Origin of the sequence: Pseudomonas frederiksbergensis (genome assembly GCF_017114915.1) — a bacterium.
Classification (GTDB): Bacteria; Pseudomonadota; Gammaproteobacteria; order Pseudomonadales; family Pseudomonadaceae; genus Aquipseudomonas; species Aquipseudomonas frederiksbergensis_I.
In genome coordinates, this window is record NZ_JAAUOE010000007.1 from 37,022 (window position 1) to 50,259 (window position 13,238).

General features: G+C 52.2%; 14 protein-coding genes and 2 pseudogenes. 10 read left to right on the forward strand and 6 right to left on the reverse strand.

The annotated features are described in order from the left end of the window. Positions 1–9: 9 nt before the first annotated feature. From HCU66_RS07580 to HCU66_RS07605, 6 genes are all read left to right on the forward strand, one after another. Positions 10–855 carry a phage tail protein gene (locus HCU66_RS07580; RefSeq protein ID WP_205887894.1) on the forward strand — a complete coding sequence of 282 codons (846 nt, stop codon included), beginning with the start codon at positions 10–12 and terminating at the stop codon, positions 853–855. After that, positions 830–1,036, forward strand: a complete 207-nt coding sequence (locus HCU66_RS07585; protein WP_205887895.1) for a tail protein X — start codon at positions 830–832, stop codon at positions 1,034–1,036. The genes HCU66_RS07580 and HCU66_RS07585 overlap by 26 nt, the downstream gene beginning before the upstream one ends. Before the next feature lie 74 nt (positions 1,037–1,110). Further along, positions 1,111–2,157 (forward strand): phage late control D family protein, encoded by a 1,047-nt coding sequence (locus HCU66_RS07590; RefSeq protein ID WP_205887896.1) that lies wholly within the window; start codon positions 1,111–1,113, stop codon positions 2,155–2,157. 37 nt (positions 2,158–2,194) lie between these two features. Then, entirely contained in the window at positions 2,195–2,758 is a 564-nt protein-coding gene (locus HCU66_RS07595) for a glycoside hydrolase family 19 protein (protein WP_205887897.1), read from the forward strand. Continuing rightward, a complete protein-coding gene (locus tag HCU66_RS07600; protein ID WP_205887898.1) occupies positions 2,740–3,282 on the forward strand; it encodes a lysis system i-spanin subunit Rz in 543 nt (180 codons plus the stop codon). The genes HCU66_RS07595 and HCU66_RS07600 overlap by 19 nt, the downstream gene beginning before the upstream one ends. Before the next feature lie 150 nt (positions 3,283–3,432). Next, positions 3,433–4,227, forward strand: a complete 795-nt coding sequence (locus HCU66_RS07605) for a DNA adenine methylase (protein ID WP_205887899.1) — start codon at positions 3,433–3,435, stop codon at positions 4,225–4,227. A gap of 41 nt (positions 4,228–4,268) precedes the next feature. Here the strand turns inward: HCU66_RS07605 and HCU66_RS07610 are convergent. Next, positions 4,269–4,636 (reverse strand): annotated as a pseudogene (locus tag HCU66_RS07610) (SOS response-associated peptidase family protein); the annotation flags it as partial. A gap of 187 nt (positions 4,637–4,823) precedes the next feature. Here HCU66_RS07610 and HCU66_RS07615 point away from each other — a divergent pair. The 3 genes from HCU66_RS07615 to HCU66_RS07625 are packed head-to-tail and all read left to right on the forward strand — an operon-like array spanning position 4,824 to position 6,476. Continuing rightward, positions 4,824–5,567, forward strand: coding sequence for a hypothetical protein (locus HCU66_RS07615; RefSeq protein WP_205887900.1), 744 nt, complete (start codon positions 4,824–4,826; stop codon positions 5,565–5,567). 7 nt (positions 5,568–5,574) lie between these two features. Next, on the forward strand, positions 5,575–6,081 hold the full coding sequence (locus tag HCU66_RS07620) for a hypothetical protein (protein ID WP_205887901.1): 507 nt from the start codon (positions 5,575–5,577) through the stop codon (positions 6,079–6,081). Continuing rightward, positions 6,078–6,476: a hypothetical protein gene (locus HCU66_RS07625; RefSeq protein WP_205887902.1), complete on the forward strand. Its 399-nt coding sequence runs from the start codon at positions 6,078–6,080 to the stop codon at positions 6,474–6,476. Before HCU66_RS07620 ends, HCU66_RS07625 begins: the two co-directional genes overlap by 4 nt. A gap of 80 nt (positions 6,477–6,556) precedes the next feature. On the opposite strand, the pseudogene HCU66_RS27070 reads toward HCU66_RS07625, so the two are convergent. The 5 genes and pseudogenes from HCU66_RS27070 to HCU66_RS07645 all read right to left on the reverse strand — a co-directional run. After that, positions 6,557–6,667, reverse strand: a pseudogene (locus HCU66_RS27070) (lysis protein); the annotation flags it as partial. Between the two features lie 548 nt (positions 6,668–7,215). Beyond that, positions 7,216–7,431: a hypothetical protein gene (locus tag HCU66_RS07630; protein ID WP_205887903.1), complete on the reverse strand. Its 216-nt coding sequence runs from the start codon at positions 7,429–7,431 to the stop codon at positions 7,216–7,218. A gap of 226 nt (positions 7,432–7,657) precedes the next feature. Beyond that, positions 7,658–9,091 (reverse strand): hypothetical protein, encoded by a 1,434-nt coding sequence (locus HCU66_RS07635; protein WP_205887904.1) that lies wholly within the window; start codon positions 9,089–9,091, stop codon positions 7,658–7,660. 250 nt (positions 9,092–9,341) lie between these two features. Next, on the reverse strand, positions 9,342–9,794 hold the full coding sequence (locus tag HCU66_RS07640) for a hypothetical protein (RefSeq protein WP_205887905.1): 453 nt from the start codon (positions 9,792–9,794) through the stop codon (positions 9,342–9,344). A gap of 213 nt (positions 9,795–10,007) precedes the next feature. Then, positions 10,008–10,217, reverse strand: a complete 210-nt coding sequence (locus HCU66_RS07645) for a hypothetical protein (RefSeq protein ID WP_205887906.1) — start codon at positions 10,215–10,217, stop codon at positions 10,008–10,010. A gap of 550 nt (positions 10,218–10,767) precedes the next feature. On the opposite strand from HCU66_RS07645, the gene HCU66_RS07650 reads away from it, so the two are divergent. Next, entirely contained in the window at positions 10,768–12,612 is a 1,845-nt protein-coding gene (locus HCU66_RS07650; protein ID WP_205887907.1) for an NACHT domain-containing protein, read from the forward strand. The last annotated feature ends 626 nt before the right edge of the window (positions 12,613–13,238 follow it).

The following is a 13,238-nucleotide window of genomic DNA, read 5'->3' on the forward strand; positions in this document are numbered from 1 at the left end:
GGAGGGCCTATGGCCTACATGGAGCAACTGCAGGCAGGCCTGAAAAGTCTGGCGGCGGCGGGGGAGACCGGGCGTCGTAATCTGGACGGCATGATGGGGCCGGTCAACGGCGCCATCAGTGAAATCAGCGGCGCGGCCTCGGAACTGGAGGGGCTGCCGATTGTGGGGCCGGCGGTCAGTCAGAAACTGCAACGGGTGATGCGCAGTGTCAACGCCGCGCAGGCCAAAGTGGGGCAGGTGGTGGCCACGTACAACAAGGCCACGCGGGCCGTGTCACAGATTGATGAGCGCATGGGGCAGCTGAAAGAGCAGGCCGCTCGAGCGTCCAGCGCGATCAACAAGCTCGCCGGCAAGGTCAGCCCCTCACTGGCCAACATCGTGCCCACCGGCTCGCTGGCCGGCGATGTCACCCCGTTGCCGGAGGCGGTCACGCCGTTTCCGCACCTGCTGATCATCCAGCCGCAGGATCCGAAGGCACAGCCGTACTACTTCAACCTGGACACCGCCGCCTTTGACGAGCTGCGGCGCTCGACGGAGTTTCGCTGGGCATCCCAGGAGCGCCTGGGCCGGCGACCGGCGCAGCAAGCGGTGGGCATAGGGGAAGAAAAGATCACCCTCAAGGGTGCGATCTTTCCCGGCTTCAAGGGTGGGATCAAGCAACTGGATACCTTGCGCAGCCTCGGTGCCCAGTTGAAACCCCTGACCCTCACCACCGGTTATGGCGATGTGCTGGGCACCTGGTGCTTGAAGAACGTCGAAGAAGAACAGAGCGCGCTGCTGCAGGGCGGAATCCCGCGCAAGCAGGCGTTCACCTTGGAGTTTGCGCGCTATGGCGACGACCTGCAGAACGTCTGACGGGGATCTGCTCGATACCCTGTGTTACCACGCTTACGGCCACCTCGGCGGCACCGTCGAGGCGGTGCTGAATGCCAATCAGGCACTGGCCGATGAGCCTCAACCGTACCGGGCCGGCATCGTGATCGTGCTGCCGGATCTGCCGGCTCCCACCAATGAGGTGGTGATGTTGTGGGACTGATGCCGGCACGCAGCACACCGCCCTGATGACCCTTATTTTGCCCGCCGAGTGCGGGCTTTCTTTTGGATAGAACAATGACCCCAGCCTTTCGCGTCGTGGCCGACGGCGCCGACATCACGGCGCTGATCAATGACCGCCAGCCGCAACTGAAAACCACCGACAAGACCGGAATGGAGTCCGACGAGTTTGAGTTGCGCATCGATGACCGCGACGGCGTCGTGGCCCTGCCGCCGCGAGGGGCTAGCATCGAGATCTACCTGGGCTATGCAGAAACGGCATTGACCCGTATCGGGCGCTACGTCGTCGATGATGTGGGTTTTTCAGGGCCACCGGACACCCTGGTGATTACCGGCAAGGCCAGCGACATGCGCGGCAGCGGCAAGACCACCCGCAGCGGCAGCTGGGAAGACGTGCCCTTGTCGCGGATCGTCGCCGATGTTGCCGCACGTAACGGCTGGCAACCGGTGTGCCCGGTGCAGACCAAGGTGCCCCGCGCCGATCAGCTCAACGAGTCGGATTTCAACTTCATCACCCGCCTGGCCAAGCAGTACGACTGCACGGCCAAGGTGGCCGACGGCAAATTGCTGGTGATGCCTCGGCAGGCCGGGCAGAGCGCCTCGGGCAAGGACTTTGGCGTGGTGGTGATTCATCGCCGTGACGTCAGCCGCTTTCAGTTCCGCCTCGGGGATCGCAACACCCACAAGGCGGTGTCGACCAAGCACCAGGACAAGAAAAACGGAAAGCTCGCCGTGGTCACCCTGGACAACGACGACTCACCGGACGGCCTGCCGCCGGTGCACACTGACCGTCACATCTACCCGAACAAGTCTGCCGCCGAGGCAGCGGCCAAGGCACGCCTCGCCGCGTTCAACCGCTCAACAGCCGGCGTCCGGCTGGAGATGCCCGGGCGCACCGACCTGTTTGCCGAGCGAACGATCGATGCCCAAGGCTTCAAGGTCGGGTTCGATGGCGAGTACCTGGTGGACTCGGTGGAACAGGTGTTCACCCAGTCCGGCTGGAGCACGACAGTCGAGTGCAACGGCGGCAAGCAGGGCAAGGCGAAAGCCAAAGGTAAAAAGAAAAAGCCGGCGAAGGAGCTGAAGGTCGTTCAGCTCAAGTAGTAGCGCCGCAACCCCCAAAACCCCATGGAGACCCGCTATGTCACTGACAGAGCAACAGCTACAGCGCATCATGCCTAACGCCCGCCGCCAAGCGGGCGTTTTTGTATCTGCCCTAAACACCGCCATGGCCCATCGGCAAATCAATACGCCGAAACGGCAGGCCGCGTTCCTGGCTCAGGTCGGGCACGAGTCCGGCCAACTGCAGTACGTCCGCGAACTGGGCGGCGATCAGTACCTGAGCAAGTACGACACCGGCAGTCTGGCCACCAAGCTGGGCAACACTCCGGCGGCCGACGGTGATGGCCAGCGCTATCGCGGTCGTGGCCTGATCCAGATCACCGGCCGCAGCAACTACCTGCGCTGCAGCCTGGCGCTGTTCGGTGACGAACGATTACTGCGCACCCCGGAGTTGCTCGAGCTGCCGCAATGGGCGGCCGAGTCGGCTGCGTGGTTCTGGTGGGGGCGCGAGCTGAACGCCCTGGCGGATCGGGATGAGTTCGAGGCGATCACCCGCAAGATCAACGGCGGCCTCAACGGGCTGGCGGATCGGCTGCAATTGTGGGAACGGGCGAGGGCAGTGCTATGCGTGTCATCGACCTGATCCCCGCGCCGTATCGGCTGCTGGCCATCGGCGTGCTGCTGGCCGCGTTGGTTGGTGGTTCTGCCGCGTCAGCCTGGCAGGTTCAGGACTGGCGCTACGGCCGACAGCTTGAGCAACAAGCCCGCCGGCAGACTGAAACCCTTAATCAACTGACGCTGGCCGCTGCCGCGCAGCAACAAGCCGAGCAGGCCAAGCGCCTGGCCCTCGAGCAACGGCTTTCAGCCAGCGAACAAACCTATTACCGAGCCCTGAGCGATGCCCAACGTGATCAAGGTCGCCTGCGCGACCGTCTTGCCACTGCTGATCTGCGCCTGTCAGTCCTACTCGACACCACCGCTGTCGCCGGCAACGGTCCAGTGCCAGCCACCTCCGCCACCGGCAGCGTGGTTCATGGACCCGCAAGAGCCCAACTTGACCCAGCGCATGCTCAACGAATTATCGGCATCACCGATGCCGGCGACCAAGGATTGATCGCATTGGCGGCCTGTCAGGCCTATGCCAAAGAAGTCTCAACACCGAAGTGAAAAAGAGCGACCGGGGTGGATGCGTCAACATCCAACCCGGCCGCCGTCCCTGCAGATGGTCCCTGCAAGTCCAGCTAAGGCTCTTGCTCCGTGCACAAAGCGCGGCGAGCCTAGCACCTGTTTATCCATACAGTAAAGATCTTGCTATCAATGTCTACTCCCATCATCCCTTGGATGGGCGGCAAACGCCGCCTAGCCGACCGCCTCATTCCGCTTTTTCCGCCTCACGAATGCTATGTCGAAGTCTTTGCCGGCGGTGCCGCGCTGTACTTCATGCGCCCCCAGGCCGCGCCCGTCGAAGTCCTCAACGACATCAACGGCGACCTGGTGACGCTGTACCGCGTCGTGCAGAACCACCTCGAAGAGTTCGTGCGCCAGTTCAAATGGGCGCTCAGCTCACGCCAGGTATTCGAGTGGCAGAAGATGACCCGCCCTGAAACCCTTACCGACATCCAGCGCGCCGCCCGGTTTTTCTACCTGCAGCACCATGCCTTCGCCGGCAAGGTCACCGGGCAGACGTTCGGCACCGCCACTACCGGCCCGGCCATCAACCTGCTGCGGATCGAGGAGAATCTCTCGGCGGCCTGGCAGCGCCTGTCCGGCACCTACGTCGAAAACCTCCCCTGGCTGGACTGCGCCGAGCGCTACGACCGGGTGCATACCTTCCACTACATGGACCCACCGTACTGGCAGACCGCTGGTTATGGCGTGGACTTTCCGTTTGAGAATTACGAGCGGATGGCGGGCTTCATGCGCCGCTGCAAAGGCAAGGTGATGGTCAGCATCAACGACCACCCGGATATTCGGCGGGTGGTCGAAGGCTTCCACTTCGAGACGCTGGATATCCGCTACAGCAACACCAACCAGCGGCAAGGCAAAGCTGAGGTGAGCGGTGAGTTGGTGATCATGAATTGGGAGCCTGCATCGTTGGGTGGGCTGTTTTAGTTACCAAAGCTGTCCACCCGCATATAGAGTCAGCCGGAAGGTCAGACAAATGAGTCGCTGATAGGGTTGATCAGGCCGCTTTGCTGATTGCGGACATTGCCGATTGCGCGGTCGACCTTAAACCACTCGAAAGCCTCGGGGGCTCGCCCTGCAACAGCACCATCTGCTCGGCGTGCTCGTTTGGCGTGGCCGGATCCAGCCATTCCCGGGCCAGTTCGGGGTTGAGCGTCACCGGCTGGCGATCATGAATATCCACCATGCCGCCCTTGCTGTCGGCGGTGATGATTACGAAGCCGTCATATTCACTCGGCCCAAATTCGGCGCTCGGGTATTGACCGATCGCGGCACACAGGATCGGCGCCCGGTCTTTCCGGCGGATTAGGTAGGGCTGTTTTTTCGGTCCGCCTTTCAAAGCATCACATCGCAAACCTACTGATTTATCTTGCAAATCACCAATGCAGAGTCTATATAGAGCGGCTGTGTGTGTGTGGAGGCGCCTAGCAAATTCTACCTGTCGGGTCTAGAGTTGATAGAAGCTAAACAGCTAAGTCAGATGCAGATACAGCTAACCCATAATATATTCAGGAACTTGTTTGATGATCGACTTGCAAAAAGCTTATATTTCTCAAGCTATTTATGTAGCGAGTAATGAGCTTGATAAGCGAATCCGGTATAAGCAAGAACAAGCAGAAGAGGCGTTTGGTTCATTTATATCGGCCCAATCTCAACAGACAAACTTGCCCGACGACTTCGATCCCGCACAAGCTCGGATTATTTTCCAGTCCGGGCCAAAACAAATGGTTATCAGCCAGATAGCATCGCAGTTATCCTTGGGTTTTGACTCCTCTGAAAAAAGCGTTGATTCACAGTTAGAAACTGTAATAAAAAACGTCAAGGAAGCCCAAGGGAAAATTGAGAAATTCAAAGGAAAGGAGCAATTAAGGGAAAATGCATTAGTTATTACCCTTAGCTTCCCTTCTACTTCAAGTAGGGCTGATCTTAGTGACTTTATCTTTAGTCGCTTCCTCAAAATGCCAAAGTTTGGCGAAATTGCTAGCAGCTCTGTCAAAGTAGGCTATTTGCTGGGTGATGGATATTTTATCAACATTGAAGCTGATGTTTACGAAAAGCGTGGCGGACCTATTCAAATTGCGCCCGGGGCTCCGGTAGATTTAATGACTCTTCCAATTATTGAAATTGGAATCAGCGTAAAAATTGATATAAATTCGAGGCCAAAAGCAGCCGCACCAAATTATGTAAGTGCTGGTCCTGACGAAATAATTGCTTTAATGAAGAATTATTTTCCGGGCGAAATATATAAATTACTTGAGCTGGCGTGAGGTTGTCATGACAGAGTTTTTTAAGATAGTAACAACAACCGAGCTAACAACACAGCCAAATATTAGTGGGTTCGATTTCTTGGCGCGGGTTTCTCGCTCCACATCTTCGAATGTCACACAAATATCTACAATAGAAACACAGACGTTTGTCTCTCGATTCCTCCAGCTACAGTCCGAGTGGAAGGATGACGTTAGACTTCTTAATGATGTTATTAATTGGCAACACAAAATAAATGATTTCAACTCAAGCTATGCAGCCTATCTGCTTGAGCAAATCGATGACGAGGAGTTTGATAAAGTCGCAGAAGCGCTAGCTTATGAAGAGCTAGATACTCCGCCAATAGCTATAGTACCGGTCATCGGTCGCCTATTAGAGCTAACAACTCTAGATTATACCCCATCAGATTTGGCCAACATGTTTCACTGCTCGCAGGAGACCGTACAAGAAGCATTGGCACTGCTACCTGATCACCTAATTGATGCTCATCCTTCACTTATTGAGATTTCGGAATGAGAACATCAGCCATTGGTGATTCTGTCGAAGGAAATGCCCTGAAGCTTCAATGTAGAAAGTTTTCTCTACAAGGCCCTATCAAAAGCAAGCATACAAAGGGCTTGGTGTTCACTTTCAAGCTTAACATTCATGGCTTTGCTACTATCACCAAAGAACTTTCCGAAAGCTCAACCAAAATTTCTGATAAGTCGCTCCTGAATGAGGGCGATGAAATCCATGGAGAGACAATTAATGGCTTTTCCTCTAAAGCACCAGGAAAAGAAACAGTAGATCACGCCACCAGCACTCATAAAGCGACTTTTGTTTCCACTCGAGGTCCGTCGTTTGCAACGGTAGAAATCGGGATTCGAGATCAACTTCAAGCTATTCAGAAGCGTATAGAATACAAAAAATAAAATAGGCAAAATTTGTTTCCACCCATACAAAACTCTCCGCAAGTTAATTGTAAAGTTGGCTGTATTGGTGATCGGTGTTGCAATTCCCGCGTGTATGCCTGGCACGCCTTCAGCGCAATCAATCCTTTGTCGCCGGCGTCGGTGATGGCGACAATTCGTTGAGCATGCGCTGGGTCAAGTTCGACTCTTGTGGTTTACGTCCGCAGCTGCTGGTCAAAAACGTTTTTACACAGCCTCGGTCGGTAGCTGCCTGTCAGGAAGGGCAGCATTCCACCCATAGCGGTTACGGGCAAAGAAGGTATCGTCACCGTTTGTTATTGGCTGTGGCTGCCTTTCAGGCAGCGTTAAGAGCATCAGCTCTAGTTGTCAAAAAGCCCCGCACGTGTACAGCCGGAACGGAGCTTTTATGTGTTGTGAGAGGGGGAAGTCCCGTACCAATTTTTGTACCAATGACTGCGTTTTGGCAGGAGATTCTGAGTTGGCCTGGGTCTTAATTCCCTGATTTCATTGACCCTGACAACTTAGTAAACTCCCTTGAACATGTCGGTGTAATTCTTACGTTGGGCTTACGGCTCGTGCGAAGACCCGAAGCGACCGCAATGGCAAACAGGCCCAGCCATCGAGAACGGCAAATTCAGGTTTTTCCGATTCTTCATTTTCCTACTCGAAACGTCTGCCTCTGGCCATTAGCACCTGTGAGGTGAACAGAATTAGCACTCAGAATTTACCCCGACATGACTTAACCGATATCCAATTTCTTCAATCGCGCCAGGCCTTGTTTGATATGGCCGGCGTTTTCACCCATGGTCCACAGTGCGCCACGGACATTTCCGCCCACTTCCTGCGCCCCTTGCTCCTCAACCAGGAGGGTCAGCTCCATAATGGCTGCCTGCAGAGCCTGCTGGTTTTCGTACAGCCTTTCCAGTACATCCGACAGTGCATAATCACCAGGCATGACGTCGACTCCATTCGAGAAAAAACATAAGCATAGTACCGGCAGTGCCCGTGTCAGGCAGTAATTGCAGCTTGCTTATAAATTGCTACAAAGCGAAGAAGTTACAGCGGTCTAGCCAGTCAGGCTAGGGTGTTGGAGGATTGCTAGACCCAATCCATCCAGGAAACGGGAGAGCCTCAAGGCGTGCCGATGGGTTAGGAAAATCGGCACTGATTTAGAGATACTCCTAAGCCTCAGAGGGAAGCTTGACCTGGCGATACTCAAGTGGAAGATTCAATTTTCCCGTAAGGTATCTGAGATATCTCTCGTCCTCAGGGCTCAGCGCTGTCCGACCAACCGCAACCAGCCTAACCGCTTTTTCTGGTAGCTCATTCCAGTAGTACGCGTACTCGAGTAGCTGACCAATCGCCAAGCGCAAAACCCTACGGGTGCAGAAATCTGATTTAACCTCGAAGAGGATTTTCTCCATTTCCGTTGTTACGGTGGCATCTACAAAATTTTCTTCGAAGACGATATTCGCCCCAGGGTATTCAATTTTCAGTTCCTCATGCAGGGCGGCCTGCATTATCCCATGCTCTGGCGAGCACTCCCGTCCCGAGCCGCCGCTCCTGAAATAGCTGTCTTGAATGGGAGGAAGATTCTGTCCTTTCCGAGCCGGGCGGCGTGTATTCACCGTTTCTGGCAGGGAGGCCTCGTGATTAAGCTCAATGAGCTGATAACGGTTGTAGTGCAGCACGGGGTCCCCAACCTCGGCAAATGTGTTTGGCGGATACCACTCAACATCTTCTGGGCGAAAACGAACATTCAACACGTAAGGTGCCCATTCACCGTTCCCCAAGCCACTTCTATCACCATCTACAGCGTCTATTTCCTCCAGCATACGGTCATACCACCCAACGCGCTTGTAGTGATCCAAGGCCGCAATACCTTGAGCTTCATCTAGGAACTCGATATGGCGAATACGGGCCACATAGCGGCGCCCATCAGGAGTAAGGGTGTAGAGCACAACATCACCTGCACGCTCACCACGTGCGAGCCGTGACTCCCAGCCCTTGTTTACTCCTTGAAGAAAGCCATACTGCCAGCCTCCAATTTGCCATTCGAATCGAAAAAGCCACTCCTCATGGCCATAGCCGTGCTGTGAGGAAAAGGTATTCGATGCTTCGGCTGCGCTCCTGGTGGGGTACTGCCAATTAGAGTTATTTTGACAGATGCGGGTGATATAGCTCGTCACTGTCCTTGTCGTCGATTTGGGGCTAATTGAGTTCACGTTGCCAGCTTCTACTTCAGCTCGGATAGCGGCGGCTTCTGACGCCAATCTATTGTGGTCATAGAAAAAATCTTTCCAGACAATTTCGTCCTCTTTGCCCCCATGAGAAAGTCCCTGAAGGCCCGCATCTATGTTAGAAGGTTCGAAATGGCTGAAGTTGGCAAGCTTCATCACAACAGCGTTTGGACTACGGAAATTTTGGGGCATAGGCCGCCCCATTAGCGTTCCCATTCGTCTCAGGAAATCAGATAGCTCCACAACATCTGGGTGATCTTCTGAAAGTGATTCTCGCTGGTGATCCAAGAAAAGATCGAGAGCCAATATCAACTCGTTCCGCAACCACGATGGGCTACGGCGATTTTTGGTTTGTTTCGCTGGGGTTCTGTCCATGATGGTGGCTCATTTGTTTTCGGTGAGTAGGTTGAGCTGAGCTTAGCGAAACCCAACGCCCCCGCCTGCTCAATCTCCAGCATCAACTCCGTCCCCTCTTTTTCACGCAGCCTGGATCGATTGCCGCTTGTCGTGAGGGGCATCCTTCAACCCTTTGCAGACATCCATAGCGTTCAGGTCAAGGGATGGATTTAGCCCGTCCCAATTGAGGAAAGCGAACGGCACGAACCCTTTGCAAGAGCGCAATGCCTCAATCCTGGATGATTACAACACTTATTGACGAGTTGTCCGCCGAATTAACCTTAAATTGGAAATTTTGAAATCCGATCACTTTGGACTCATTCAAGTCGTATTTTACTGACTGAAAAAATGCTGGCGCAGCAAGGCCGCTTCTATACTCACGGTAACCAATCTCAATTGTACTTCCGGATTTGCCGGAATAAACAAGCTCTTTTTTTATGAAGTCGGATGAGTAGACGTCATCAACTTTCCATCCGTCTGGCGAATTTAGTACACCGACCCAGCGCTTTACTTTTGTAATCGTTCCTGTTTGAGCTTCGATGAATGGCATTCCCACACTCGCAGTGACGGTGCTCCCAATTGAGTATGTTTTATATGGCTTGCTCTCCAGTATCGTAGAGGAACAACCACTTATTATGCTTATGGCGAGTATACAAGTAATTATTTTGAGAGTGGTGTTCATGATACTTTCCTTTTTTATATAACGTTCCTTGTCGTTCTGTAAGCCCTTGTCCAGTTGGGAGGGGCGTCGCAGCAAGCGCGGCATAGCCCAACGAGAAAAGTGACATGGATGACGGCAAGCTCAACTGCGGCAATGATTCAGCGTAGCAGGTCGATGCTACCGATTTGCCACTAATCTGTTGCGTCGACCGGTTGAATCCACAGCTGACAGCAGTCACTCCGGCGTCATCATCGCCGCGAGTGTCATCTTGATGAACTCTTCGTTGCGGTCGATCGCATCCAGGGCGCCGCGCACGTTGTCGGCGACATCCGCGGCTCCCCGCTGTTCGACCCAATTCGTGAGTTCCATGATGGTGGCTTCCAGGGCGAGTTGGTTTTCATTGATCTTTAACAGCAGGGAAGGGAGCAGGTCAGAGTGTGGCATCGAGAATCCTCCGCGAAGAATTCAGCGTAGCAGTCGAGTGTCGAGCGGATGACTCACTGCCTCCTTTATCCCAAGCAAGGGGCGACTCCCTAGACGACAAACCAAGAACCGGTAGTGCCCGTGACAGATCTGTGTGAATGCCTGCTTAAAAATTGCTACAAAGGTGAAGAAATAAAATGGGGAGGACTAAGCGGGCCGGGCCTCTGGTGGATGGCTACATCCAATCCATCATGGATAGAGTTGAATGGTTGCGTTTTACCCAGAACGGCATCCGTAAGCGGCGGTTATCTTCTCATAAAATACGATGCGCCTCCTCTCGTCCGCAGAGCGAGATCAACATCAGCCTTCGAATCAGCCAGATCTTATCAAGCGGTGCTTTAATAACGTATTGAGTCACTCGGGCGAATAGGAGATATTGAGGACAGCTAGGATGCTGGAGCTGAAGAGGCTGCAGTGCCGCTTGAGGCATTTGGCGCCAATAAAGAAAAAAGACCTTTGAGGTTTAGTCGGTATAATATACAAATTGTATTTTTATATAGGGAGTAGGCGCATGGTAGCAGTTTCCGCAGCAATTATATCGTCAGTCGCGCGGGCTTTAAGCCCAGTTGTGGCGGATCTGTATAAAGGTGCTAAAGGCAAGATAAAAGAAAGCTTGCAGATACTGTCGGTTGCGAATGGGGCGAAACGGTTGGCTAGGGGGCTTTTGAAAATCGAGAGCGTCAAAACTATTTGGTCTCCAGACAAGGAGTTATCAATACTTGATTTTTATTATCCCTCAAGAATATGCAATGATGACGATAATGAAGAGAGGGAAGTGAAAAGGATTGGCCAGTTGCCAGATGGCAACTTGGTTATACAGGGCATAGTTGGTCAGGGTAAATCTATCTTTATGCGTTATCTCGCTTCCGCCGCAATGCGAGATGAAGAGTGTTGTGTTATTCCTATATTTTTAGAGTTGCGAACGTTATCGGCGAAAAAAAACATCTTTCAATCAATCGGAAAATTTTTCGAGTCTGTTGGGCTTGAATTTTCGGATGAGCTCTTTAGCTATCTAGCATCCTCGGGCAAATTGATATTGCTTTTAGATGGATTTGATGAAGTCTCACCTGACTGTTTAAGGGATACACTAGAAGAAATAGAATACATGCAAGTGAAATACCCCGAAATGAGAATTATCGTCTCATCTAGGCCATCCAACGATATTCAGATGGTCTCAGGGTTTCGAGTTGTAGATCTGTCAGTTTTGAATTCTGCCGATTACGACCCGTTTTTGCGAAAATTAAAGGTTGCAACGGCGAAGCGAGTCGAATTGATTCATGCAATCGCTGAAAGTTCTTCCACTGTCGGGGGCATAATTAGTACTCCTCTGATGATGACCTTGGTTGTTTTAGTGTACGAAGCTGAAAGGGAAATTCCTCCAACGCTGCCTGAGTTTTTTGAAAAAATGTTTCATGTGGTATTTACGCGTCATGACAGATTGAAACTTGGATTTTCTAGGCGTCATTATAGTGGGCTTTCAGAGCGCAAGCTTCAGCAACTGTTTGAAGCTTTTTGTTTTATGGTCATCCAGTCGGGCAGTGGGAGATCCTTAACCGGTGAGCAGTTTAATGAAGCATTTGATTTGGCTCTCGATTATGCTGAGGGTTGTAAGTGCGATGTTGAGGACTTTAAAAAAGATATTGTTAAAGTTGCTTGTTTGATGTTGGAGGAAGGTGTGGATGTAGTGACTTTCTTGCATAAAAGTATTCTTGAATATTATGCGGCGGCGTTTATAAAACATTCCTCTCCCGAGGTTGCGTCGCTCTTCTATAAGGAGGCGGGAGTTGATAGGTATAGGAGTTGGAGCGATGTTTTGCGCTTTCTCGCATCAATTGATAGCTATCGGTACTCTAAGGAATATATTCTGCAAGGCGGGCCGGATTTTTTAAAGATGCTGCAAGATTTGATTGCGGCTGAAAAAAAATCAGAGCTTTTAAAGTTTATATTGTCTATTCATTCAGAGATTGGAATATGTTTCGAGGCGGACGGTGCTCCAATATCCTATGGGCCTCTCAATCCGACAAATGATCCTTGGGTTAACTATATAGATAATTATCTTATGAGGGCGTTTTTTAATTTGGTTGTTGCGGAGTCTGATATAGAGTTGGTCGTTCGCGCCATAAAAGGAAACGTGGAAGGGGTGATTGTACATGAAGATGAAGATGAAGAAGGCTTTAATATTCATGTAAGGGATTTGATGGAGATGTTTGGTGTGGAGGGGTTTTGGGAGAAACTAAAAGAAGCGGAAAATGATCTGAGAGGGCAGATATTAATTGCTGAGAAGGTCGTAGAAATTCAAGATAAGCGCAAGATGATATTCAGCAAAAGAAAAACTAAGGCTGGCGAGGGGGTGTAATAATGTTGGTTCGCTCTTTTGGATCTAGGTATTTCACGTTATATGACTAGCCAAAGTCTTTAATTATTACGAGGTCTTCCTCCCACCTCAATGGGATTTGGCTCTTGGGTTGAATCCTGTTGAGAGGGGAGGAAGTCTCGTGCCAATAGCTAGTTTTCAGTACGGCAAACAGAATACAGCTGGGCACTGAGCCTCGATTTCATTGGCCCTGACAGCTTGGCGAACGCCCCTCAGCGGTTCTTATACACGACGGGCGGGTCTCGACTCACTTGCCGAGCTGTGTGAGAAACAAGCCCCATCATCCATATCTAGGTGGTAATAGGGTTATTGACCGCAGGGGCATAAATCAGGGGGTGGCAGATTATTAACGGGATGGACGGCAAGTCTCGAAGCAGGGACACCATTAGTCCTAAAAACGATCCGAAACCACCCCAAGGCAGCCCCAGGGGATTCGGCCATGCGGCGAAATCCCGTACCAATTTCTGTACCAATGGGTAGGTTTTAGCGCGTGAAATCGCGTTCGCAGGGGTATGAACTCCCCAGTTTTATTGCCCCTGGCGACCTAGAAAACACCCTCTAACATGTCGGTGTAATTCTTACGTTGGGCTAACGCTCCGCGCGAAGGC

Coding starts and splice junctions, on each gene's coding strand:
- HCU66_RS07580 (WP_205887894.1), top strand. CDS start 10: ATGGCCTACATGGAGCAACTGCAGGCAGGCCTGAAAAGTCTGGCGGCG.
- HCU66_RS07585 (WP_205887895.1), top strand. CDS start 830: ATGGCGACGACCTGCAGAACGTCTGACGGGGATCTGCTCGATACCCTG.
- HCU66_RS07590 (WP_205887896.1), top strand. CDS start 1,111: ATGACCCCAGCCTTTCGCGTCGTGGCCGACGGCGCCGACATCACGGCG.
- HCU66_RS07595 (WP_205887897.1), top strand. CDS start 2,195: ATGTCACTGACAGAGCAACAGCTACAGCGCATCATGCCTAACGCCCGC.
- HCU66_RS07600 (WP_205887898.1), top strand. CDS start 2,740: ATGCGTGTCATCGACCTGATCCCCGCGCCGTATCGGCTGCTGGCCATC.
- HCU66_RS07605 (WP_205887899.1), top strand. CDS start 3,433: ATGTCTACTCCCATCATCCCTTGGATGGGCGGCAAACGCCGCCTAGCC.
- HCU66_RS07615 (WP_205887900.1), top strand. CDS start 4,824: ATGATCGACTTGCAAAAAGCTTATATTTCTCAAGCTATTTATGTAGCG.
- HCU66_RS07620 (WP_205887901.1), top strand. CDS start 5,575: ATGACAGAGTTTTTTAAGATAGTAACAACAACCGAGCTAACAACACAG.
- HCU66_RS07625 (WP_205887902.1), top strand. CDS start 6,078: ATGAGAACATCAGCCATTGGTGATTCTGTCGAAGGAAATGCCCTGAAG.
- HCU66_RS07630 (WP_205887903.1), bottom strand. CDS start 7,431: ATGCCTGGTGATTATGCACTGTCGGATGTACTGGAAAGGCTGTACGAA.
- HCU66_RS07635 (WP_205887904.1), bottom strand. CDS start 9,091: ATGGACAGAACCCCAGCGAAACAAACCAAAAATCGCCGTAGCCCATCG.
- HCU66_RS07640 (WP_205887905.1), bottom strand. CDS start 9,794: ATGAACACCACTCTCAAAATAATTACTTGTATACTCGCCATAAGCATA.
- HCU66_RS07645 (WP_205887906.1), bottom strand. CDS start 10,217: ATGCCACACTCTGACCTGCTCCCTTCCCTGCTGTTAAAGATCAATGAA.
- HCU66_RS07650 (WP_205887907.1), top strand. CDS start 10,768: ATGGTAGCAGTTTCCGCAGCAATTATATCGTCAGTCGCGCGGGCTTTA.